Genomic DNA, 22,563 nt, shown 5'->3' with positions numbered 1-22,563 from the left:
TCAAAACCGATATCCGACGAGAAGCATCCCCGAGGGCTGGACCTTGTCGACGACAACAGGGCTGTCGGCAGCGTCCCCCATAAGAATGCCGACCCCCGCCTGGCCACGCACCATCCAGTTCCGATTGAGCATATATGTGGCGGAAATCGAAAAATCGGTGCGCTTCAAGCCAGCGCCGGCATCATCGCGCGCCAACCCCGAGCGAGCCGATTGCTCAGGCGTGACGCCAAAATAGGCCTGCATGTAATTTTCGTCGGCGAAGACGACCGATGCGCTGGCGCCGACCATCAATGATTGCGACAGCGGCTGGTTCACCTCGATGCCAAGCGTGCCTTGCAGGCCATCGCTGCCGCCGATGGTCTTGTCCAACTGCGCGAAGATTTCCGCCGGGCCGAACTTCACCGCCGCCTTGGCGCCGACGACCGCGCCCATGTCGACATCCCCCAGGCCGCGCAGATGATCGGAATCGTCTTCCTTGCGGCCCATGTCATAGCCAAGCCGTGCACTGAACTCGAACGGCCCTTGTTGATAGAGGGCGATGTTGGCGCCGGTCGGATCGATCGTCACCGTGTCGAGGAATGTCGCCGATACGAAAGGTACCGGCATGACCTTGAACTCGTTGCTGCCCTCGTATTTGGGAGCGATGATGGCGCCACCGCCAAGGACGACATGCCAGTCGGCCAGTTTCTGTTCGAAGCGCCCGAAACGGGACGGCTCGGGCGGCGGGGTCAAATCCCCAGTATCGGCATCCGTGTCGACGGCAATAGCGTCCGCCGCCAGCACGATCTGCGAATGCGTTGAAAACAAAATTGCCATCGCCGCGAGGGAGGCCCGGCCGGCGACCATTCCAGAAATCATTTTGAACATGCATGCTCCAGAGCAGCGAGGCAGTAAGAGCCCCTGATGCTCGGACTATTTCAGGTGAAAGTGGCTGCATGCGTGAAGTGATGTTAAGTTTTGTTGCGCAATCTTGGTCTGATCTTGTCGCGTGTGCGGGCGCGCCGAAACGGCAGGAGCGTCGGTTTGCTAGTACGGCGTGTACGCAAACTCCTGAATTCGATTTCCCAAGGCACTGGCGGCGGGTCATGCCGACCGCGCCGCCGCTTGGTGTTTCTGCAACAGCCGCCTGACAGTGGGAATCAGGCCGCCTTCTTCATCCGCGCCAGCGTATCGGCCACAACCTCACCAAACGACGACGGCGTCGGCACGATGATCACCCCGGCCTCTTTCAGGATTTCGACCTTCTCCTGCGCCGACTCGCCGAAGGCCGAGATGATGGCGCCGGCGTGGCCCATGCGGCGGCCTTTGGGGGCGGAGAGGCCGGCGATGTAGGCGATCAGGGGCTTGCGCATGTTGTCGCGCGCCCAGATCGCGGCTTCGGCTTCCTGCGGCCCGCCGATCTCGCCGATCATCACCACGGCGTCGGTGTCGTCGTCATGCTCGAACAGCTTCAGGATGTCCTTGAAGGACGAGCCGTTGATCGGATCGCCGCCGATGCCGACGCTGGTCGACACGCCAATGCCGAGCGCCTTCATCTGCGAGGCGGCCTCGTAGCCCAGCGTGCCGGAGCGGCCGACGATGCCGATGCGGCCGGGAAGGTAGATGCTGCCGGGCATGATGCCCATCAGCGCCTGTCCGGGGGTGATCATGCCGGCACAGTTCGGCCCGATCAGCCGCATGCGGTCCTCGAAGCGGTAGCGGCGCATGTAGCGCTTGACCTGCATCATGTCCTGCGAGGGGATGCCGTCGGTGATGCAGACGCAGAGTTTTATCCCGGCATCGGCAGCTTCCATGATCGAGTCGGCGGCGAAGGGCGGCGGCACGAAGACGATGCTGGCCTCGGCGCGGGTCTCGCGCACCGCGCCCTTGACCGTGTTGAAGACGGGCAGGCCGAGATGCGTCTGGCCGCCCTTGCCGGGGGTGACGCCGCCGACCAGCTTGGTGCCGTAGCGTTTCATGTCCTCGGCATGGAAGCTGCCGATCTTGCCGGTAAAACCCTGGACGATGACGCGGGTGCTGCGGTTGAGCAGGATTGCCATTTTTTCGACCTCCCTCAGGCTGCTTTTTTCTTGGTGGCCGCACGCCAGGCGGCAACGGCTTTTTCGGCGGCTTCGGCCAGCGTGTCGGCGACGATCACCGCCTCGCCGGAATCGGCCAGGATGCGGCGCCCTTCCTCGGCCTTGGTGCCGGAGAGCCGCACCACCAGCGGCACGTTGACGCCGACCTCGCGGATTGCCTTGATGACACCTTCGGCGACCCAGTCGCAGCGGTTGATGCCGGCGAAGATGTTGACCAGGATGGTCTCGACATTCTTGTCGCCAAGCACGGCGCGGAAGGATTTCGCCACCCGCTCGGGCGAGGCGCCGCCGCCAATGTCGAGGAAATTGGCCGGTTCGCCGCCAGCGATCTTGATCATGTCCATGGTCGCCATGGCCAAACCGGCGCCATTGATGATGCAGCCGATATTGCCGTCCAAGCCGACATAGGAGAGGCCGCGGTCGCTGGCGAAGGTCTCGCGCGGGTCTTCCTGGCTCTTGTCGCGCAGTTCGGAGATTTCCGGCCGCCGGAACAGCGCGTTCTCGTCGAACGACATCTTGGCGTCGAGCGCGATCAGATTGCCGTCGCGGGTGACCACCAGCGGATTGATCTCCAGCATCGAGGCGTCGTAATCGCGGAACACCTGGTAGCAGCTGAAGATGGTCTCGGTCGCCTTGCCGATCAAATCGTGGTCGAGGCCGAGCCCGAAGGCGATCTCGCGGGCCTGGAAGCGCTGCATGCCAACGCCGGGGTCGACCGATGTGCGCAGGATGGAATCGGGCGCCTTCTCGACGATGTCCTCGATCTCCATGCCGCCGGCGGCCGACGCCACGATCATGACGCGCTCTTCCTTGCGGTCGAGGACGAAGCCGACATAGAGCTCCTGCGCGATATCGACGGCTTCCTCGAGATAGAGCCTGGAAATCAGCTTGCCGCGCGGGCCGGTCTGCTGGGTCACCAGCTTGCGGCCGAGCATGGCTTCGGCAGCACTCGAGATCTCCTCGTCATTGGCGCACAGCTTGATGCCGCCGGCCTTGCCGCGGGCACCGGAATGAACCTGCGCCTTCAGCACCCATTTGCCGCCGCCGATCTCGCGTGCCCGGTAGGTCGCCTGTTCGGGGCTGTAGGCCAGCCCGCCGCGCGGCACATGCACGCCGTGCCGTGCCAGCAGTTCCTTGGCCTGATATTCGTGAATGTCCATTTTTCCCTCCCAGGAACCGTCAGTGCGCGGCGACGCGGGCTTGGCCGGCGCGTTCGATCGCTTCGTTGACCACCAAAACATTGCGCGCCATGCGCTCCGACGCGGCGTCGATCATCTTGCCGTCGAGTGCGGCTGCTCCCTTGCCAGCCGCCTCGGCCTCCTTCAGCACTTCGAGGATGCGTCTGGCCCGCGTCACCTCCTTTTCAGGCGGTGAGAAGACGTCGTTGGCGAGCGCGACCTGCGAGGGATGGATCGCCCATTTGCCTTCGATGCCAAGGGCGGCGGCACGCCTGGCGCCTGCGATATAGCCCTCCGGATCGGAGAAATCGCCGAACGGCCCGTCAATGGCGCGCAGGCCATAGGCGCGGCAGGCGACGGTCATGCGCGACAAAGCGAAATGCCACTGGTCGCCGGGATAGTCGGGGTTGAGGCCGCCAATGTTGACGGTGCGCGCCTTGCAGCTCGCCGCATAGTCGGCGACGCCGAAATGCATGGCCTCCAGCCGGCCGGGCGTCGCGGCAATGGCCTCGACATTGGCCATTCCGAGCGCGGTCTCGATCAGCGCTTCGAGGCCGACACGGGTCTTGAAACCCTTGGCCATCTCGATCTGGTTGACCATGGCCTCGACCATGTAGAGATCGGCCGGCACGCCGACCTTGGGCACCAGGATGGTGTCCAACCGGTCGCCGGCCTGCTCCATCACATCGACCACGTCGCGGTACATGTAATGGGTGTCCAGCCCATTGATGCGCACCGAGACGGTCTTGCCCTTGGCGCGCCAGTCGATGTCGTTGAGCGCCTGGATTATGTTCTTGCGGGCGCGTTCCTTGTCGGGCGGGGCGACCGCGTCCTCGATGTCGAGGAAGACGAAGTCGGCGGCGCTATTGGCCGCCTTGTCGATCATCTCCGGGCTGGAGCCTGGAACCGCCAGTTCGCTGCGCTGCAGCCGTAATTTCTTCAGGTGGTTGATGGTGTGGCTCATCGTCGGCTCCCTCAGGCGGCTTCGGCGACCGGCACTGCGGCCGAGGCGCGAAAATGCTGGATGGCGGCACCGACACCGGAGCCCGGTGCCAGCCTGACACCGCAGTCGAGCAGGGCCATTTCGGCGGCCGACAGCGATGCGAGCACCATAACCTCGTTCAGCCAGCCAAGATGGCCGATGCGGAAGACCTTGCCGAACACCTTGTTGAGGCCGCCGCCGAGCGACGTCCGGTAGGTCTGGTAGGCGCGCTTGACGATGTCGCCGCTGTCGATGCCTTCCGGCACCAGAATGGCGCTGACCGTATCGGAGTGCCATTTCGGCGCCTTGGCGCAGAGTTTTAACCCCCAGGCGTCGACCGCCTTGCGCACGCCTTCGGCCAGGCGATGATGGCGGGCGAAGATATTGTCGAGCCCTTCGTCGGCGATCAGGTCGAGCGAGGCGCGCAGGCCGCGCAACAGCTGTGTCGCCGGCGTATAGGGGAAATAGCCGGCATCATTGGCGCGGATCATGTCCTCGAAGGAGAAGAAGCAGCGCCGGTGGGTGGCGCTTCTTGAAGCGACAAGCGCCTTCTTGCTGACCGACAGGAAGCCGAGGCCGGCAGGTAGCATGAAGCCTTTCTGCGAGCCGCTGACCGCGCAGTCGACGCCCCATTCTTCCTGGCGGAAGTCGATCGAGCCGATCGACGACACGCCGTCGACGAAGAGCAGGGCAGGGTGGTTTGCGTCGTCGAGCGCGGCGCGGCAGCCGGCGACGTCGCTGGTCACGCCCGTCGCGGTCTCGTTCTGCGTGCAGAAGATTGCCTTGATGCGGTGCGTCTTGTCCGCCTTCAGGCGCTCGGCATAGAGCTCGAGCGGCACGCCGGTTCCCCATTCGCAATCGATGACATCGACCTCGAAGCCGAGGCGTTCAGCCATGTCGACCCACAGATGCGAGAACTGGCCGAAGCGCGACATCAGCACGCGGTCACCGGGGCTGAGCACATTGGTCATCGCCGCTTCCCAGGCGCCGGTGCCGGAGGATGGGTAGATGAAGACGCGGCCGGTCTCGTTCTTGAAAACCTTTTTGATGTCCTCGAACAGCGGCAAGGTGAGATCGGGGAAGGATGCGGCGCGCATGTCCTCCATCGGCAGGTTCATCGCCTGCCGGACCTGTTCGGGGATGTTGGTCGGCCCGGGAATGAAGAGATGGGTGAAACCGGCCATGGTGCGAACTCCTCCTGATCCAGCAAAGCGGTGGAGGGGAGTTTCGTTTCGACGGCTAATGCCGACAACACCTTGGCGGGTAAGATCTCGCCGCGCCCGGGTGGGTTCGGCCTACCCGGCCAGGTACAAGCTTGGCCTACCCGAAAGGCTGCTTCTGGGTGCGCCGCTCTCGCGAATAGAGCGCGACGGCCATTGCCCGGTTGCGGACGTCGAGCTTGTCGTAGAGATTCTTGAGGTGATATTTCACGGTGTTCTCGGAAATGCCGGTCCGCGTCGCGATCTGCAAATTGGTCCAGCCGTCGGAGAGCACCGCCAGCAGCTCGCGCTCGCGCACCGTGAGCTGCGCCAGGGGCGTATCGTTGACCTTGTTGATATCGATATAGGGGATGCAGATGCGGCCATGCGCGACCGCCAGGATCGTGTCGAAGATGATGGCCGGGTCATCGAATTGGAAGCAATAGCCCTGGGCGCCGAGCCGCACGCATTGCTTCAGGATGCCGATGTCATGGTCGTTGGAAAAGACGGTGATGCGCACATCGAGCTTGCGGCTCTGGACCTCGGCCAGCACATCAGCGCCGTCCATGTCGGAGAGCTTCCAGCCGATGACCGCGACGTCGAACCCCCCTTTGTCAGCCAGATCCAGGAATTGCTTGCCGCTCTGCACGGTGCTCAGCAATTCGAAACGGCCGTCGCATTCGAGCATTTCGCGCAGTGCCGATATGACGAATGGATTGCGCTCGGCGACGACAATGCGCATGCGCCGGTCGCCAATTGCCTTGCTCGTTTTCCCGGGCTTGCTGTTCAAGGGCCGTTTCTGTCCTGGGCTGATTGTGCGGCGACTGTGGGGCCAGGTTTCAGGTCTGGACCCGTATCATGACAATTCTGCCCCAATCGCGCTGGGGTGCTCTTTCCCCAGCGACATCGGCTGTCGCGCCGTCTGAAGCCGGAGCGCATCGTGTTTTGATGAAATCGGCCGGGTTCGTGCCCGCATGACGACGCCGCACTGACGGAAACCGACGGCGGTCGGCAAGCGTGCATTTTGCCGGAAATTCCAATGGCTTAGGGCGGCTGATTGCGAAGTCGAATCGCCTCTCCACCCTATCCCTCTTTTGTTTTGCGCCTCGGACCCAAAACCGGTTTCCACTTTGCAGAGTCATGGTCTAGACCTGACAGGCACCTTTTCGGGATTCTGACGGCGGGAGGCGCTGGTGCAGGGCCAGGACAAGCAGATGACCTCCGCCAGAGCGGCTGACGACGCCCATGCCGACATCTATGGCGAGGACGGCGCCGTCCTTTCGTCCTTCCTTGCCCAGATCGGGGCCGCGATCGCCGACCGCGATACGGCGACGCTGAAGCATGAAGTCGACCATCTGCACCAGTCGGAACTCGGCGACCTGATCGAGGCGCTGCATCCTGAGCAGCGGCGGACCCTGGTCGAGCTGCTGGGCGCCGATTTCGACTTTTCCGCGCTGACCGAGGTCGACGAGGCGATCCGCATGGAGATCGTCGATCATATGCCCAATGCGCAGATCGCGCAGGCGGTGCAGGCGCTCGATTCCGACGATGCGGTCTACATTCTCGAGGACCTTGAAAAGGAAGACCAGGACGAGATCCTGTCGCAGCTGCCGTTCACCGAGCGAATCAGGCTGCGCCGCTCGCTCGACTATCCCGAAGAGACCGCCGGGCGGCGCATGCAGACGGAGTTCGTCGCGGTGCCGCCGTTCTGGACCATCGGCCAGACCATCGACTATATGCGCGAGGACAAGAATTTGCCTGAGCGCTTCAGCCAGATCTTCGTCATCGACCCGACCTTCAAGCTGCTCGGCGCCATCGACCTCGACCAGATCCTGCGCACCAAGCGCACGGTCAAGGTCGGGGAGATCATGCACGAGACGCGGCACGCCATTCCGGCGACGATGGACCAGGAAGAGGCCGCGCGGGAGTTTGAGCAGTACGATCTGCTTTCGGCCGCCGTCGTCGATGAGAACGAGCGGCTGGTCGGCGTGCTGACCATCGACGATGTCGTCGACGTCATCCAGCAGGAGGCGGAGGAGGATCTGCTGCGTATGGGCGGCGTTGGCGACGAAGAGCTTTCCGACAGCATTTTTTCGACCTCGCGCTCGCGCGTTCCCTGGCTGCTGATCAACCTCTTGACGGCCTTCCTGGCGGCGTCGGTGATCAGCCTATTCGACCGCACGATCGAACACATCGTGGCATTGGCCGTGCTGATGCCGATCGTCGCCGGCATGGGCGGCAATGCCGGCTCGCAGACCATGACCGTCACCGTGCGGGCGCTGGCGACCAGGGATCTCGACATCTACAATGCCGGCCGCATCATCCGCCGCGAAATGGGCGTCGGCTTCATCAACGGCATCATCTTCGCCATCCTGATCGGCATCGTCGCAGCGGCCTGGTTCCGCGATCCCAATCTCGGCGGCATCATCGCGGCGGCGATGATCATCAACATGTTCGTCGCCGCCTTGGCCGGCATCCTGATCCCGCTGCTGCTCGACCGGTTCAAGATCGATCCGGCGGTCGCTTCGGCGGTATTCGTCACCACCGTCACCGATGTCGTCGGCTTTTTCGCCTTCCTCGGTCTCGCCACATGGTGGTTCGGCGTCGCGTGAAGGCACAAGTGACCCTCAATTGACTTTTACGTAAATGCCGTGCGAGGCTCGCGCGGGGTGCTGCATCGATTCCGGCGTGGCAAGGGTTTGGTTCGGGACAGGAGGCGACGCCGCATGGCGATCGCCAGGGATTCCGGGGTGCGGGAGTGACAATGCGGGAATATTATTCGATCACTGAGCTGACCCGCGAATTCGACGTGTCGACGCGGACGCTGCGTTTCTATGAGGACGAGGGGCTGGTGCAACCGGTGCGGCGCGGCCGCACACGGCTGTTTCGCCCGTCCGACCGCCATCTCATCCGGCAGATCATGCGCGGCAAAAGGCTCGGCTTCTCGATCAACGAGATCCGCGAAATCATCCAGATGTACAAGGAACCGCCGGGCGAGGTCGGTCAACTCAAGCTGATGATCAAGCGCATCGAGGAAAAGCGTGAGGATTTGAGGCAAAAGCGCCGCGACCTCGAGGAGACACTCGCCGAACTCGACCAGGCCGAGGAATCCTGCGTCGAGCGGCTCGTGGAGCTCGGCGTCAACACCTGAGTGCTGCTCAAATCCAGCGCCGAACCCTTTTGGCGTAGTCGCGGTATTTCTTGCCGAATTTCGCCGCCAGGATCTTTTCCTCGCCCTCGATCGCGGCCTTTTGCGTGGCGAAGGCCGCGATGAACGCCAGCGGCAGGAACCAGACGATCCCCGAGACTAAGGCGACGCCGATCAACAGCAGCGTGTTGGCCAGATACATCGGGTTGCGGGTGATGCCGAAGGGGCCTGTGGTGACGAGGTGGTCGGGTACCGCGTTGGGGTTGAGCGTTGTCTTGGCCCGGATCATGGTGCGGATGGCGGTGAACCAGAGTGCCGCGACGCCGAACAGCGCCACCCAGCCGGCGGCGAACAGGATGTCGCCCAGAAGGTCGCCGATCCAGGGCAGGGGAAAGAAAAGACCGAGGGCAATGCTGATGGCGATTGCCGCGGTGTAGATCACCGGCGGCCATGGGATCACCCCGGGTTTCGGCTGGGTTTCGGTCATTGCGTTCCTCCCTCGTCCATCTTGTCTTCGGTCTGGGCCGTGCAACTGGCGGCCAGATCGCCCAGATGCGCCCGGAATTCCGCACTCTGGTCGTTGTTCTCGAGCCGATCAAGCGTGGCCTCGCCCTCGATCGTCGTCAGCATGCAACCGCAATAGCTGGTGCAGAAGGTTGCGTTGCGCATCTGCTCGCATGAGCGCTGGCAGGTTTTCAGGAAATTGACCTGCGGGGTTTCGACCTGGGCCGGCATGATTTGCGAAAACAGCCAGACGCAGCCGATCAGCAGTGGCTGGTGGATCAGGTAGAAAGCGAGGCTGTGGCGGCCGATGAAGAGCAGCGGATTGGCCCAGCGGCCGGGCGCCAGGCTTGCCAGCCGCGCCCGCAGGCCGGACGCCGAAGCGAGTTTCGCCACCCCGATGCCGATCAGCACGGCGCCGAACCATGGAAACAGCGGCACATAGTCGTTGGAGCGCGGATTGATCGCCGACAGGCCGATCCACCACAGCCAGGGGTGATCCAGCGCCTCGAAGCGCAGATAGACGGGCGCCGCGATGACGAGCGCGGCAACGACAAGCGTCAGCAAGGCCGGCAGCCGCAGGAAGGCGAGGCCGAGCAGGCTGGCGAGCGCGATCTCGTGCAAGATGCCGAAGAAAATGAATCCATCCGGCGTGGCGATGCGGGTGACCACCGAAATGGCGATCGCCGCACCGGCGACCATGGCGAAACGCTTCCAAAAACCGTTCCAGCGGATTTGCGGGTCGTGGGCGAGGTAGAGGCTGACGCCGACCAGGAACAGGAAGGTCGAGGCGATGCAGCGTGCGTAGATCTTCCACCAGCCGAAGGCGGTGAGGCCGGGGTCGGTGTAGCCGAAGAATTCCAGGTCCCAGGTGAAATGGTAGCTCGCCATCGCCAGCAGCGCGATGCCGCGCACGATGTCGATGGCGACGATGCGCTTGGATGGCTCCGGAACGGGTGCGGTCGGCGTGTCGATGGTCATGGTCTCGCGATCTGATTCAGGCCCGCCTGAGGACTACCACGGTTGGACGGGACAGAAGAAGGCCGGGAGCACGGCGATGCAGGCGCCTGGGTCGAGCGACGCTTTAGGCCAGCATAGGAAAGCCTTTGACCGGTTTCGCTTTTTGCCGGTTATGCGTCGGTTTCCTCTTAATCGCCCGGGACTGAGCGCGGCAGATTTGAGCGGTGATTCTGCTTTGGGGAAGCAATGTCCACCCATGTGCGCCACCCGATCTGGCTCCCGGCCCTCAAGGCCGCGGATGCGCGCACCTTCGCCTCGCTCTATGCGGTCGAATCCTTCGCCCGCGCCACAGTGTCGAGCGTCATCCCGATCCAGGCCTACGAAATCCTGCACAATGAGCAGATCGTCTCGATCCTCTACACCATCGTGGCGCTGCTCGGCCTGTCGGTGACGTTGTTCATGCCGATGCTGATCCGCCGCTTTGCCCGGCGCTGGGTCTACACCGCAGGCGCCTGCCTGCTCGCCATCGGCTCGCTGTTCTTCGTCACGCACACGCTGGCCGGGCAGTTGGCGGGCATGCTGTGCCGCGTCATGGGCGCCAGCGCGCTGTCGATCACGCTCAACCTCTACATCATGGACCACATCCGCAAGACCGACTTCATGCAGGCCGAATCGCTGCGCATGGCATGGTCGATGTTCGCCTGGACCGGCGGGCCGACGCTTGGCATCTTCCTCTACACGCGCTTCGGCATCTATGCCGCGCATGGCGCGGTGGCAGTGTTCGCGCTGGCCCTGCTGGCCCTGTTCTGGGCCTATCGGCTGGGCGACAACCAGTCGATCCGGCCCGGCAAGACCCGGCCGGCCAATCCGCTCGCCAATATCGGCCGTTTCGTCGCGCAGCCGAGGTTGAGGCTGGCCTGGCTGATCGCCTTCGGCCGCTCCTGTTTCTGGACGACTTTCTTCGTCTATGGGCCGCTGTTCATGGTGATCACCGGCGAGGGGAAGCTGGCCGGCGGCCTGCTGGTCTCGGCCGGCAATGCGCTGCTGTTCATGGCGATCTTCTGGGGCAAGGCGGGCAAGCGCTTTGGCGGCCGCAAGACCATGACCTTTGCCTATTTCGCCATGTCGGCGATGCTGCTGGCGGCGGGCACGGTGGGAGCGAGTGCGCCGCTGCTGACCGGCGCTTTCCTGCTTGGTGGCGCGTTCTTCACCATCGCGCTCGACGCGCTGGGTTCGACCGCCTTCATGCGCTCGGTGCGCTCCTATGAGCGGGCGCAGATGGCGGCGGTCTATCGCACCTATCTCGATTTTTCCGAGCTGACGCCGCCCTTGGTCTATTCGGTGGTTCTGGCCTTCTTCGGACTGGGCTCGGTGTTCATCACGCTCAGCCTGCTGGCCGCCGTATGCGGCTTCGTGACCTGGCGTTACCTGCCGAAATCGCTGTGAGGATCACGGCAAAAGCGCTGCGTGCCGCTCGCGCACCCAGTTGTGGAAGCGGTGCAGGTCGTACTCCTCTGGCATCAGCACGCCGGCTTCGTGGCGCATCGAGCGCAGGCCCCTCTGGTTGACCTCGCAGATCGCCGCATCCTCTTCCAGCACCTGTGTGCAGAAAGCGACGATGTTGTCGATGTCGGTCGTGGCCAGCGCCTCGGGCGCGAACAGCCATTCGGCGACAAGTTCGGTCTGCTCCGGGCCGAGCGGCACCAGGCGCACGGTCCTGACATAGTCGACATGACCGACGATGAACATCGAGGGCAGGCTGGTGGCATAGGTCTGGCCGGCGGCATGTTCGGCTGGCGTCAACCCCGAGAAGACCGGCCCATGCGTCTGGCCATCGCGTGACCAGGTTTCGGCGCCGGCGCGCAGGCCGCCGGAAAACTCCGGCGCGTCATTGTCGGCGTGGCGCGTCCATTCGGGATCGTCATGCCGGCTCATCAGGCCGCGGCCATAGATCGGCACCAGCCGCGACAGATCCTTATGGACGCCCGGACAATGCAGGCACTCGTTGAAGTTTTCCCAAAAAATCTTCCAGTTGCAGTTCATCACCTTGCGCAGCACATGGCCTGAGACCAGCGTTTCCAACGGCCAGTTGCCGAGATTGCCGGAGGCGGGATCAAAGGATGCGTGTGCCGAGCCGGCTGCGTCCTCCTGCAAATTGATGAAGACGAAGCCGCGCCACACCGACAGCGCGACGCGATAGAGCGGGTGGTGGGCCTTGTCGAAGCCGTCAGGCAGCGATTTCGACGGCACGCGCACGAGATCGCCGCGCAGCGAATAGGACCAGGCGTGATAGGGGCATGTGATCAGCCGCGCCTTCAGCCTGCCTTCGCTTTCCTGGCAAAGCTGCGAGCCGCGATGCCGGCAGGTGTTGTGGAAGGCGCGCAACTCGCCGGTGTCGTCGCGCAGCACGATGATGTCCTGCGTGCCGATGCGGAATCGGCGGAAGGCGAGCGGCTGGGCCAGATCGGCCTCGCGACAGACGAGCAGCCAGTTTTTATACCAGATAGCATCAAGGTCGCGTTGATAGGCTGCCGCATCCCAATAGGCCGACGAGGGTAGCGTCGGCTCGGCCCGGGTCAGGCCGTTATAGGGATCGCGCTCGCTGGCAATGGGCTGCATGGCTGGCTTCCTGTGAGGGCGCCAGCCGACACCCGGCCAGTGCAATTGTCAATTGTTGTGCCGAGAACCATGCGGGTGTTGCCGGCATGGCGCAATCGCGCTGTTTGCCGGCGGAATTTGGTTTGCCGCGTGTCGTGATTTTCCCTATAGTCGCGCAAGTCGTCGGTTCCGTTTTGGAGCCAAGAGGGAATGCGGTTCGGGCTCGTTTGTTGCCCAATGCCGTGGCTGCCCCCGCAACTGTGTGCGGTAGTCCTCTCCATATGCCACTGAAGATTCGTCTTCGGGAAGGTGGAGAAGGGCGCTGATCCGCGAGCCAGGAGACCTGCCGACGACGGCAAAACTGACAGGCCCTCGGGTGGAGGGTGAAAGGACAAGATATGACTACCGCTTCCGTCTCCCTCGGCGCCTCCGTCTCCTCGCAGTCGCGCTTCATGCAGCTGGCGCTCGCCGCGCTGCTCGGCACCTTCATCATCGGCTTTGTCGGCTTCTCGCATATCGATGCGGTCCACAATGCCGGTCATGACAACCGGCATTCGATGGCGTTTCCCTGCCACTGACGAGGATCTGACATCATGAATCTGTTTCGCAACGTCGTGTTCATCGCGGCGATCGCAGGGCTCGTGGCCGGCGTCGTCCTCGCCTGCATGCAGGCCTATGCCACGGTGCCGCTGATCCTCAAGGCGGAAGTCTACGAACAGGCCGAAGGCGGCCACAAGCATGAGCACGCCGCGGCGCCGACTGATACCGCCAGTGGCAACGCAATGAGCTCCGCCGCACCGGCGGCATCAAATACCATGAGCGCCGCGACCCCGGCACCGGCTGAGGCTGCTGCTCCGGCCGAAGACGAGGGCTGGGCGCCGGCCGATGGCTTCGAGCGCTTTGCCTTCAACATCGTCTCCAACGTCGTCACCGGCATTGGCTTCGCGCTGATCCTGGTCGCGGTTTCGGAATTCGCCGGCGGCATCGGCAATTGGCGCCAGGGCGTGTTCTGGGGGCTGGCCGGCTTTGCCGTGTTCACCCTGGCGCCGGGCCTCGGCCTGCCGCCGGAACTGCCGGCCATGCCGGCAGCCGACCTCACGCAGCGCCAGATCTGGTGGGTGGCAACCGTGGTCGCGACCGCCATCGGGCTCGGCCTGATCGCGTTCCGCAAGTCGCTGCCGCTGGCCATCCTTGGCGTGGCGCTGATCGTTGCCCCGCACATTGTCGGCGCGCCACAGCCCGACAGCTTCGAGACACCGATCCCGGAAGGCCTGCACCACCAGTTCGTGGTGGCGGTGACGGTGACCAATCTGGTGTTCTGGCTGGTGCTTGGCGCTGTCGTCGGCGTGGTGCGCGGACGCTTCACCGGCACCGCGACCAGCCTGCGCGACAGCTTTGCCTGATCGAAGCTCGCTGACCTTCATCATCGGCGGCGCGCGCTCCGGCAAGAGCGCGCACGCCGAAACCCTGGCGACGGCGTTGCCGTCACCATGGACCTATATCGCCACGGCTGAAGCCTATGACGACGAGATGCGTGAACGCATCGCGCTGCATCGCTCGCGGCGCGGCGAGGGCTGGATAACCGTCGACGCACCGCTCGATCTTGCCGGGGCGCTCGAGGCGTTGCCCGACAATCAGCCGGTGCTTGTCGACTGCCTGACGCTGTGGCTGACCAATCACATGCTGGCCGATCACGCTCTCGAGCTGGAATGCCGGCGGCTGGCGGATGTGCTGTCGCGGCCGCGCGGGCCGTGGTTCGTGGTCTCCAATGAAGTCGGCCAAGGCATCGTGCCGGACAATGCCCTGGCGCGCCGTTTTCGTGATGACGCCGGACGGCTCAACCAGCAGGTCGCGGCGATTGCCGACACGGTGCTGCTGATGGTGGCGGGGTTGCCGCTCAAGGTGAAATGAGATGACCGACATCGACGACAAGGATGAAGAGCGCCATCGCGCCAAGATGGCCAAGCGCAAGGCGGTGCAGGATGCGGAGGTGGCGAGCAAGACGGTTGAGAAGGGGCTGCTGATCGTCAACACCGGCCCGGGCAAGGGCAAGACGACGGCCGCCTTCGGCCTGGCGCTCAGAATGCTCGGCTACGGCAAGCGCGTCGGTGTTGTCCAGTTCATCAAGGGCAAGTGGCACACGGGCGAGAAGGATGCTTTCGCCGCCTTCGGCGACCGCGTCGTCTGGCACGCGATGGGCGAGGGCTTCACCTGGGAAACGCAGGATCTGAAGCGCGATATCGCGGCGGCGGAAGCTGCCTGGGCCAAGGCGCTGGAGTTGATCGCAGATCCCTCGATCAGCCTTGTCGTGCTCGACGAACTCAACATCGCGCTGCGTTATGACTATCTCGACCTCGACAAGGTGGTTGCAGCGCTGAAGGCCCGTCGAGAAGGCCTGCATGTTGTCGTTACCGGCCGCAACGCCAAGCCGGCATTGGTGGAGGCCGCTGACCTTGTCACCGAAATGGGCGTGACCAAACACCATTTTTCGGCAGGCGTGAAAGCGCAGCAGGGGATCGAGTTCTAGAACACCAGAACCGTGATCGCCGAGACCAGCCCGAACAACCCGATCAGCAGATAATCGGCGACGCGATAAAGTTTCAGCGCCCGCCTGATGTCGCCGCTGTCGACATCACGGCGGCCGCCTTCGCCCATGAAGACGTCGTCGACCACGATGCCGCCATAGCTGCGCGGCCCAGCCAGCGCCAGACCAAGCGCGCCGGCCATGGCGGCTTCCGGCCAGCCAGCATTGGGCGAGCGGTGCCTTCTTGCATCGCGCCCCACCGCTTGCCAGGCACTGCGGGGGTCGGCATCCTTGACCAGGAAAGCCGCCAGCACGATCAGCAGTGCGGTCAGCCGCGACGCCGGCAGGTTGATCCAGTCGTCGAAGCGCGCGGCGGCCCAGCCGAAAGCCTCGTGGCGCGGGGTGCGGTGGCCGATCATCGAATCGGCGGTGTTGGCGGCCTTGTAGGCGGCACCACCGGCCAATCCGCCGACACCGGTCCAGAAGGCGGGGGCGACGATGCCGTCGGAAAAATTCTCGGCCAGGCTTTCGATCGCCGCGCGGCAGACGGCGGCGCGGTCGAGCGCTTCGGGATCGCGGCCGACGATGCGCGAGACGGCGACGCGGCCCATGGCGAGGCCGCCGCTGTCGAGCGCGTCAGCGACGGCCTCGACATGGTCGTAGAGGCTCTTCTGCGACAGCAACGATGTCGCCAGAAGGGCGGCGATGAAGAGCCCGAACGGAACGAACCAGAGTAGGACAAGCTGCACGGTAAGGCCGATCACCGCCGGCATCAGCACGATGACCAGCAGCGCCTGGACGCCACGTTGACGACGCAGCGCGTCGGGATCAGTGGCGCGGTTGAGCCTGCGATCGAGAAAGGATATCAGCCTGCCGAACCACGTTACGGGATGGCCGATGGCGCGGAACAGCCAGTCCGGGTAACCGAGGGCCAATTCGACGGCCAATGACAGGAAAGCGATCAGGATTGACATGAAGCTTCTTGATGGAGCGGTGGACCACGGTGGAAGTCTTGGCCGGGCGCGGGTGCTTTTCCCCAACGCCGTGCTGCCTTTTGTCGACCTCTCGACTGGTATCAACCCGCACTCCTATCCGCTTTTCGACCTGCCCGCCACCTCGCTGTCGCGATTGCCGGAAGCCGGGCGCGGGCGCGAGCTGACGGAAATCGCGGCTGGAACCTATGGCGCGCCGTCGCCAGCCAATCTCGTCGCGGCGCCCGGCACGCAGATCCTGCTGCCGCGAGTGGCCTCGCTGGTCAGGCCCGGCAAGGCGTTGGTGCTTGGCCCAACCTATGCCGAACACGCGCGTGCCGCGGCGATCGCCGGTCACGAGGTGGCCGAAGTCAGCGATTTTCCGGTGCTGGCGGACGCCGACCTTGCCATCATCGTCAACCCCAACAATCCGGACGGTCGCGTCATCGAGCGCGACCGGTTGCTGGCGCTGGCCGCCGGCCTGCGCGCAAAAGGCGGGCTGCTGGTCGTCGACGAGGCCTTCATGGATGTCGGCCCGCGCGAGCACAGCCTCGCCGGTGACGTCGGTCAAGGCGGCATCGTCGTGCTGCGCTCGTTCGGCAAGTTCTTCGGCTTGGCCGGTCTGCGGCTTGGCTTTGCGCTGTCCGATGCAGCAACCGTGGAACGGCTGGAGACGCAGTTCGGCCCATGGGCCGTCGCCGGTCCGGCGCTGGAATACGGCATTCGCGCGCTTGCCGATATTGGCTGGCAGGACGCAATGCGGGCATCCCTTGCCGAGGCAGCGACGCGGCTCGACCAACTGTTCGGCCGTTTCGGCGTGCCTGTCGCCGGCGGCACCACGCTGTTTTGCTATCTCAGCCTGCCGGATGCGGCCGGCCTGTTTTTCGCGCTTGGCGAACGCGGCATCCTGCTTCGGCATTTCTCCGGCCGGCCGCATGTCTTGCGCGCCGGCCTGCCGGGGAGTCAGGAGGAATGGCTGCGGCTCGAATCCGCCCTTGCCGAATGGGCGGCGCGGCGCGAGGATCGATCAAAGGGTTCAGAACAATGATCCATGTCTGCTCGCTGGCGAAGATCGAGGAAACGGTGGCAAGGACCGGCGCCGATCGGGTATTGTCGCTGCTCTCCGCTGGAACGGAGGTGGTCCGCCCGGCCTCGATAGCGCGAGAAAACCATCTGCACCTGGTCATGCACGATATCGCGGTGGCGCAGGACGGCATGACCATGCCGGGCGAGGAGCATGTCCGCAATCTGCTCGATTTCGCGCGTCGCTGGGACCGGGCGAAGCCGATGGTGGTGCATTGCTATGCCGGCATCAGCCGCTCGACCGCTTCGGCCTACATCATCGCCGCCGCACTGGCGCCGAAACGTGACGAGGTCGATCTGGCCCGGACGTTGCGGGCGCTGTCGCCCTCGGCGACGCCCAATCCGCGGCTGATTGCCGTGGCCGACACGCTGCTTGCGCGCAACGGCCGTATGATCGAGGCGATCCAGTCGATCGGACGCGGCGCCGACGCCTTTGAAGGCACGCCGTTCGCGCTGAGGATCGACAGCTAGCTGCGCCCATATATCGTTGTTGGATATTATCGAGTGCCTTCATTCGCCCAATCTTCGTGCGCGTGGCGTACCCGGACAATGAACACTGCGCCGTCGGCTTCGATCCGGTAGACGACAAGATGGGCCTTGAAGGGATGGATACGCATCGGTGGCGCCAACTCAAGCCGCTCCCGCGCAATCCGCGGATTGGTAGCGATCAGGTCAAAAATCGCGAACAACTCGTCATGATACTGTCTGGCCTGCACAGCGCCGAACAGGCGCAGCCCTTGCTCGGCAATACCGACGATGTCCTCTTCCGCGGCTAAAGAAAGGCGAAATCCCATTACTCGTTGCCGGGTGACTTTCCAGCGCGTTTGACCGCCTCAGTAAAAAGCGCGTCCCTGGATCGATTGCCGATGCCACTCTTCAAGCCGTCATCGACAAAGCGCTGCATGGCGGCAATCTTGTCGTTTCGCTCCTGATCCCGACGGATCAAATCGCGCACATAGTCGCTCGCGTTGGCGTAGCGACCCGTTTCGGCTTGCGCTTCAACCCAGGCCTTCATCGGATCGGGCAATGATACGTTCATTGTTGCCATATCGGCCTCCATATCCCATCCAGTATGATCTATTTTGGCAAAGTTTGTCAAAATCTCATATGCGGGGGTCTTTTTCTGCGAAGGCGCGATTGTGGCTAGGCGCCTACTTCAGCCAGTCGGCGAGCTTCACCTTGCGCACATCCCTGAGCAGGCTAATGAAACCATCGGCCTGATATTCAGCGGTCAGCCGACCTTTCTCTGATGTCGCGATGCTGGCGTCGCCGACCACGCCGTTCGGGTTGAGGTCGCTGGCGATCCAGGCAAAGGCGTGGGTGCCGGTGTGGCGCAGCAGCGCGAATTCCTTCTCGGCCTTGGCGACGTTGGAAACGAAATTGTCGGCCGTGCCCATGTCGACCAGATCCGGCCGGAAATGCAGCATCAACGAGGTCTCGACATCGCCGCCATGGATGCCTTGGCGGTCCTCGAGTTCGGTGTACATGCCGGCCGGACGGCCAAAGCGCTGCCAGCTGGTCTTCACCGCCAGCATCTTTTCGCGCACACGCAGTTCGCGCGTGATGATGCCCATGATCTCTTCATTGCCGCCATGCGAGTTGACGACGACGAGCTTGCGTACGCCGGCGCGCGCGATCGACAGCCCAAGCTCGGTCCAGGCCTCGACCAGCGTCGTTGCCGGCAAAGTGAGCGTGCCTGGCGCATGCAGGTGCTCGTTCGACTTGCCGACCGCCTGGACGGGCAGGATGCGGATGTCGAGATCGTCGGGCAGGCGGGCGATCACGGTGTCGAGCATGCCGTTCATGATCGAGGTGTCGGTTGAGACAGGCAAATGCGGCCCATGCTGCTCAATCGCCGCCACCGGCAGAACGGCAATCGTCGCCTCCGGATCGATCGAGGCATATTCGGTTGTCCGGTAGTCGCCCCACCAGACGCGTCTTTTGGCTACGGTCATATCATGCCTCTTCAATGGTCAGGGCAGACCTAACGCGGGACAGGCTTCCTGTCGATCACCCGGCCGCGATGGCCTCGACCTCGACCTTGAATTCGGGCCGGGCAAATCCGCTGACGATCATCAGCGTCGAGGCCGGCGCAGGGCTCGAAAACAGCCGGTCGCGGACATCCATATAGGGCCGCAAATGCACGCGGTCGGTGACGTAGGCGTTGATGCGCACGATATCCTGGAGTCCCAGTCCGGCCTCTCCAAGAATCGCCTCGATGTTGCGGAAGCAGAGTTCGGCCTGGGCGCCGGCGTCCTCGGGAATCTGGTCGTCCGCCGTGATCGCCACCTGGCCGGAGCACAGCACCAGCCGCTTGCCCGGTGGCACCTCGACGCCGTGGCTGTAGCGGGCAAAAGGCGGCTTGATCGACTTCGGGGTGAGGAATCTGAACATGGCAATCTCCTGGATACTGCCAGCCTAAGGCGGGATGCGTTACAGCTTCAAGATGGCGGTGCATGTTGCCCGTGCGATTGTGGACAGGCGTTCAAAAAATAGGCACGATGCCTCCGGTGCAGCACGACCTTTCCGGCTTTCGCAGATGGCTGTGGTGCAGGCGGGCGGGTCCCGGCGCGAGACGCCGGTGGCATGTGTCTTGCTTCTTGAATCTTTGGTGTCGAGCCTGGCGCGTGGCGCCGGAGCAAACAGAGGGTGGTTGTCGATGTACGCAAAACAGAAGATCTCGGTGGCGGTGGTGGCCTTGCTGGCCGCCAGCACGCTGGGTGCCGCGGCGAATGAAAAAGTCACCTTCGGCACCAACTGGTTGGCCGAGCCGGAACATGGCGGCTACTACCAGGCCGTGGCGGACGGAACCTACGCCGCCTGCGGTCTCGACGTCACCATCATGCAGGGCGGCCCGCAGGTCAGCGGCCGGCCGATGCTTTTGGCCGGCAAGATCGATTTCTACATGGGCGGCAATCTGCTGTCGGCCTTCGACGCCGTCCAGCAAGGCATTCCGATGCGCGTGGTAGCGGCCGACTTCCAGAAGGACCCGCAGGTCATCATGTCCCACCCCGGCGAGGGGCTGGACAAGTGGGAAGACCTGAAGAACGCCGACCAGTACATACTGGGTGACGAAGGCGTGCAGACCTTCTTCCAGTGGATGGTCACTGCGCTCGGCTTCGACGCCGCCAAGCGCGCGCCCTACACCTACAACACGGCTCCTTTCATCGCCAACAAGAAGTCGATCCAGCAGGGCTACGTCACCTCGGAGCCGTTCGCGGTCAAGAAGGAAGGCGGCTTCGTGCCGAACCAGTTCCTGCTCGCCGACTATGGCTGGGACACGTATTCGACGACGATCGAGGTGATGCAGGACACGATCGACAAGAAGCCGGAGGTGGTTCAGTGCTTCGTGGATGGCTCGGCCAAGGGCTGGTACAAATACCTCTACGGCGACAACAAGGCCGCCAACGACATGATCAAGAAAGACAATCCCGACATGAGCGACGAGCAGATCGCTTTCTCGATCGAGCAGATGAAGAAGTTCGGCCTTGCCGATTCGGGCGACACCGAGAAGCTCGGCATCGGCGCCATGACCGACGCGCGGATCAAGAGTTTTTACGACAAGATGGTCAAGGCCAAGGTCACGCCTGAAGGTATCGACATCACGAAGGGCTATACGTTGGCCTTCGTCAACAAGGGCGTCGGGCTCGACCTGAAGAAATAGGCCAGCCTGGGCATGATAGGGGAAAAGGTGGCGCAAGCGCCGGCATCGGACGTTGCTCCGGCCTTGCTGGCGCTGCGCGGCGTCGGCAAGGTGTTTTCCAACGGCGTGACGGCGCTGAGCGCTGTCGACCTGACGATCCGGGAAGGCGATTTCCTCAGCCTGCTCGGGCCGTCCGGCTGCGGCAAATCGACGGCGCTGCGGCTGATCGCCGGCCTGTCGACGCCGACCTCCGGCGTGCTCGACTGGCGCGGCGGCGGTTCGCTCGACCGCGCCAATATCGGCTTCGTCTTCCAGGAGCCGACGCTGCTGCCTTGGGCCAGCGTCTTCGACAATGTCTGGCTGCCGCTGAGGCTAAAAGGCATTTCCCGCGCCAAGGCTGCGCCGGCGATCACTGAGATGCTGGCGCGGGTTCACCTGACCGGTTTCGAAGCCGCCGTGCCGCGCGAATTGTCGGGCGGCATGAAGATGCGCGTGTCGATCGCGCGCGCCATGGTGACCAAGCCGCGCGTGTTGTTGATGGACGAGCCGTTTGCCGCGCTCGACGAGATCACCCGCTTCAAGCTCAATAACGACCTGCTGGAACTGTGGCAGGACGAGCGCTTCACTGTCGTCTTCGTCACCCACAGTGTCTTTGAAAGTGTGTTTCTCTCCAACCGCGTCGTCGTCATGGCGGCGCGGCCGGGCAGGGTGTTCGACGAACTTGCCATCGAGGCCTCCTATCCGCGCGACGAGGTGTTTCGCACCTCGCCCGACTATGCGGCGCTTTGCCGGCAAGCCTCGGACGTGCTGGTCAACGCCATCAATTCAACAGCAGGCGCGCATCATGACGGTCATTGACGAGCAGGTGCTCCAACTCGATCCCGAGGAAGCGCGCCGCGTGCGCCAGGAGCAATTTGAACGGATCGGCCGCTGGGTGCTGCCGCTGGCGATCATGACCCTGGCGATCTGCCTGTGGGACCGCATCTGCGTCTGGAACGAAATCCCGCAATACATCCTGCCGCGCCCCGGCGTGGTGTTGCAGACACTCTTCAACGACGCTGGCCTGCTGTTCTCCTCGCTGCTGGTCACCTTGCGCATCACCTTCCTCAGCCTTGCCTTGGCCGTCATCGGCGGCGTCGGCCTGTCGGTGCTGTTCACGCAGTCGAAATGGGTGGAGATGTCGTTCTTCCCGTTCGCCATCGTGCTGCAGGTGACGCCGATCGTGGCGATCTTTCCGCTGATCAACATCTATGTGAACAATCAGACGACCAAGCTTCTGCTCTGCGCCTGGATCGTCGCCTTCTTCCCGATCCTGTCCAACACCACGCTCGGCCTCAACTCCGTCGACCGCAATCTGCGCGATCTGTTCAAGCTCAATGGCGCGACGCGCTGGCAGCAGCTTCGCTATCTCAGACTGCCGGCGGCGATGCCGTATTTCCTCGGCGGATTGAAGATCGCCGGCGGCCTGTCGCTGATCGGCGCCGTGGTGGCGGAGTTCGTCGCCGGCACCACCGGCCAGTCGTCAGGGCTCGCCTCGCGCATCATCGAGGCCGGCTACCGGCTCAACGCGCCAAGGCTGTTCGCGGCGCTGTTCCTGATCTCGCTGACCGGCATCCTGATCTTCCTCGTGCTGTCGCTGATTTCGCATCTCATTTTGCGGCGCTGGCACGAAAGCGCGCTGAAGCAGGAGCGGTAGTG

26 protein-coding genes and 1 riboswitch are annotated in these 22,563 nt (G+C 63.7%); of the genes, 12 read left to right on the top strand and 14 right to left on the bottom strand.

What is annotated here, in order from left to right; genetic code table 11:
• The 6 genes from AC1D05_RS06905 to AC1D05_RS06880 form a co-directional block, all read right to left on the bottom strand.
• On the bottom strand, positions 1-867 hold the full coding sequence (locus AC1D05_RS06905; RefSeq protein ID WP_477439435.1) for a MipA/OmpV family protein: 867 nt from the start codon (positions 865-867) through the stop codon (positions 1-3).
• A 272-nt stretch (positions 868-1,139) separates the two neighbouring features.
• Positions 1,140-2,039 carry a succinate--CoA ligase subunit alpha gene (gene sucD, locus AC1D05_RS06900; RefSeq protein WP_477439433.1) on the bottom strand — a complete coding sequence of 300 codons (900 nt, stop codon included), beginning with the start codon at positions 2,037-2,039 and terminating at the stop codon, positions 1,140-1,142.
• 14 nt (positions 2,040-2,053) lie between these two features.
• Positions 2,054-3,238, bottom strand: a complete 1,185-nt coding sequence (locus tag AC1D05_RS06895) for a malate--CoA ligase subunit beta (RefSeq protein WP_477439431.1) — start codon at positions 3,236-3,238, stop codon at positions 2,054-2,056.
• A gap of 19 nt (positions 3,239-3,257) precedes the next feature.
• A complete protein-coding gene (locus AC1D05_RS06890; protein ID WP_477439429.1) occupies positions 3,258-4,220 on the bottom strand; it encodes an HpcH/HpaI aldolase/citrate lyase family protein in 963 nt (320 codons plus the stop codon).
• 11 nt (positions 4,221-4,231) lie between these two features.
• Positions 4,232-5,422 (bottom strand): aminotransferase class V-fold PLP-dependent enzyme, encoded by a 1,191-nt coding sequence (locus AC1D05_RS06885; protein ID WP_477439427.1) that lies wholly within the window; start codon positions 5,420-5,422, stop codon positions 4,232-4,234.
• A 136-nt stretch (positions 5,423-5,558) separates the two neighbouring features.
• Positions 5,559-6,179: a response regulator transcription factor gene (locus AC1D05_RS06880; protein ID WP_477439425.1), complete on the bottom strand. Its 621-nt coding sequence runs from the start codon at positions 6,177-6,179 to the stop codon at positions 5,559-5,561.
• Positions 6,180-6,651: 472 nt separating this feature from the next.
• On the opposite strand from AC1D05_RS06880, the gene mgtE reads away from it, so the two are divergent.
• Both mgtE and AC1D05_RS06870 read left to right on the top strand, forming a co-directional pair.
• Positions 6,652-8,049: a magnesium transporter gene (gene mgtE, locus AC1D05_RS06875; RefSeq protein WP_477439423.1), complete on the top strand. Its 1,398-nt coding sequence runs from the start codon at positions 6,652-6,654 to the stop codon at positions 8,047-8,049.
• Between the two features lie 152 nt (positions 8,050-8,201).
• Complete coding sequence (locus AC1D05_RS06870) at positions 8,202-8,588, top strand: MerR family transcriptional regulator (protein WP_006203215.1); 387 nt, start codon at positions 8,202-8,204, stop codon at positions 8,586-8,588.
• Between the two features lie 7 nt (positions 8,589-8,595).
• Here AC1D05_RS06870 and AC1D05_RS06865 read toward each other — a convergent pair whose 3' ends face one another.
• Both AC1D05_RS06865 and AC1D05_RS06860 read right to left on the bottom strand, forming a co-directional pair.
• Complete coding sequence (locus AC1D05_RS06865) at positions 8,596-9,072, bottom strand: methyltransferase family protein (RefSeq protein ID WP_477439422.1); 477 nt, start codon at positions 9,070-9,072, stop codon at positions 8,596-8,598.
• Positions 9,069-10,067 (bottom strand): heparan-alpha-glucosaminide N-acetyltransferase, encoded by a 999-nt coding sequence (locus AC1D05_RS06860; protein ID WP_477439420.1) that lies wholly within the window; start codon positions 10,065-10,067, stop codon positions 9,069-9,071. The genes AC1D05_RS06865 and AC1D05_RS06860 overlap by 4 nt, the downstream gene beginning before the upstream one ends.
• A 225-nt stretch (positions 10,068-10,292) precedes the next feature.
• Between AC1D05_RS06860 and AC1D05_RS06855 the strand changes: the two genes are divergently transcribed.
• The gene (locus tag AC1D05_RS06855) at positions 10,293-11,492 is read left to right on the top strand and encodes an MFS transporter (protein ID WP_477439418.1); all 1,200 of its coding nucleotides are present in this window, start codon (positions 10,293-10,295) and stop codon (positions 11,490-11,492) included.
• Between the two features lie 3 nt (positions 11,493-11,495).
• On the opposite strand, the gene AC1D05_RS06850 is transcribed toward AC1D05_RS06855, so the two are convergent.
• Complete coding sequence (locus tag AC1D05_RS06850) at positions 11,496-12,665, bottom strand: aromatic ring-hydroxylating oxygenase subunit alpha (RefSeq protein ID WP_477439416.1); 1,170 nt, start codon at positions 12,663-12,665, stop codon at positions 11,496-11,498.
• Between the two features lie 146 nt (positions 12,666-12,811).
• A riboswitch (cobalamin riboswitch) is annotated at positions 12,812-13,009 on the top strand.
• 33 nt (positions 13,010-13,042) lie between these two features.
• On the opposite strand from AC1D05_RS06850, the gene AC1D05_RS06845 reads away from it, so the two are divergent.
• The 4 genes from AC1D05_RS06845 to cobO are packed head-to-tail and all read left to right on the top strand — an operon-like array spanning position 13,043 to position 15,171.
• Entirely contained in the window at positions 13,043-13,222 is a 180-nt protein-coding gene (locus AC1D05_RS06845; RefSeq protein ID WP_027029535.1) for a CbtB domain-containing protein, read from the top strand.
• A gap of 15 nt (positions 13,223-13,237) precedes the next feature.
• Positions 13,238-14,047, top strand: a complete 810-nt coding sequence (locus AC1D05_RS06840) for a CbtA family protein (protein ID WP_477439414.1) — start codon at positions 13,238-13,240, stop codon at positions 14,045-14,047.
• Entirely contained in the window at positions 14,040-14,555 is a 516-nt protein-coding gene (gene cobU / locus AC1D05_RS06835; RefSeq protein ID WP_477439412.1) for a bifunctional adenosylcobinamide kinase/adenosylcobinamide-phosphate guanylyltransferase, read from the top strand. Before AC1D05_RS06840 ends, cobU begins: the two co-directional genes overlap by 8 nt.
• A gap of 1 nt (position 14,556) precedes the next feature.
• A complete protein-coding gene (cobO, locus tag AC1D05_RS06830; RefSeq protein WP_095204055.1) occupies positions 14,557-15,171 on the top strand; it encodes a cob(I)yrinic acid a,c-diamide adenosyltransferase in 615 nt (204 codons plus the stop codon).
• On the opposite strand, the gene cbiB is transcribed toward cobO, so the two are convergent.
• Positions 15,168-16,142 carry an adenosylcobinamide-phosphate synthase CbiB gene (gene cbiB / locus AC1D05_RS06825; protein ID WP_477439410.1) on the bottom strand — a complete coding sequence of 325 codons (975 nt, stop codon included), beginning with the start codon at positions 16,140-16,142 and terminating at the stop codon, positions 15,168-15,170. The two genes, cobO and cbiB, sit on opposite strands and share 4 nt — an antisense overlap.
• Between cbiB and cobD the strand changes: the two genes are divergently transcribed.
• Entirely contained in the window at positions 16,141-17,187 is a 1,047-nt protein-coding gene (gene cobD, locus AC1D05_RS06820; RefSeq protein WP_477439408.1) for a threonine-phosphate decarboxylase CobD, read from the top strand. The two genes, cbiB and cobD, sit on opposite strands and share 2 nt — an antisense overlap.
• A complete protein-coding gene (locus AC1D05_RS06815; RefSeq protein WP_477439406.1) occupies positions 17,184-17,693 on the top strand; it encodes a tyrosine phosphatase family protein in 510 nt (169 codons plus the stop codon). Before cobD ends, AC1D05_RS06815 begins: the two co-directional genes overlap by 4 nt.
• Before the next feature lie 26 nt (positions 17,694-17,719).
• Here the strand turns inward: AC1D05_RS06815 and AC1D05_RS06810 are convergent, their stop codons facing one another.
• From AC1D05_RS06810 to AC1D05_RS06795, 4 genes are all read right to left on the bottom strand, one after another.
• Positions 17,720-18,016 carry a type II toxin-antitoxin system RelE/ParE family toxin gene (locus AC1D05_RS06810; protein ID WP_477439404.1) on the bottom strand — a complete coding sequence of 99 codons (297 nt, stop codon included), beginning with the start codon at positions 18,014-18,016 and terminating at the stop codon, positions 17,720-17,722.
• A complete protein-coding gene (locus AC1D05_RS06805; protein WP_477439936.1) occupies positions 18,016-18,270 on the bottom strand; it encodes a type II toxin-antitoxin system ParD family antitoxin in 255 nt (84 codons plus the stop codon). Before AC1D05_RS06805 ends, AC1D05_RS06810 begins: the two co-directional genes overlap by 1 nt.
• A gap of 103 nt (positions 18,271-18,373) precedes the next feature.
• The gene (locus tag AC1D05_RS06800) at positions 18,374-19,177 is read right to left on the bottom strand and encodes a creatininase family protein (protein ID WP_477439402.1); all 804 of its coding nucleotides are present in this window, start codon (positions 19,175-19,177) and stop codon (positions 18,374-18,376) included.
• A gap of 55 nt (positions 19,178-19,232) precedes the next feature.
• Positions 19,233-19,616, bottom strand: a complete 384-nt coding sequence (locus AC1D05_RS06795; RefSeq protein ID WP_477439400.1) for a RidA family protein — start codon at positions 19,614-19,616, stop codon at positions 19,233-19,235.
• A 265-nt stretch (positions 19,617-19,881) separates the two neighbouring features.
• On the opposite strand from AC1D05_RS06795, the gene AC1D05_RS06790 reads away from it, so the two are divergent.
• From AC1D05_RS06790 to AC1D05_RS06780, 3 genes are read left to right on the top strand one after another with little or no spacing between them, the layout of a single operon-like run.
• A complete protein-coding gene (locus AC1D05_RS06790; RefSeq protein ID WP_477439398.1) occupies positions 19,882-20,886 on the top strand; it encodes an ABC transporter substrate-binding protein in 1,005 nt (334 codons plus the stop codon).
• A 12-nt stretch (positions 20,887-20,898) separates the two neighbouring features.
• The gene (locus AC1D05_RS06785) at positions 20,899-21,723 is read left to right on the top strand and encodes an ABC transporter ATP-binding protein (protein WP_477439396.1); all 825 of its coding nucleotides are present in this window, start codon (positions 20,899-20,901) and stop codon (positions 21,721-21,723) included.
• Positions 21,710-22,561, top strand: a complete 852-nt coding sequence (locus AC1D05_RS06780; protein WP_477439394.1) for an ABC transporter permease — start codon at positions 21,710-21,712, stop codon at positions 22,559-22,561. Before AC1D05_RS06785 ends, AC1D05_RS06780 begins: the two co-directional genes overlap by 14 nt.
• Positions 22,562-22,563: the final 2 nt, after the last annotated feature.

The organism is Mesorhizobium sp. P2_E9 (assembly GCF_056403815.1).
This window is presented reverse-complemented; position numbering and strand designations above follow the sequence as displayed.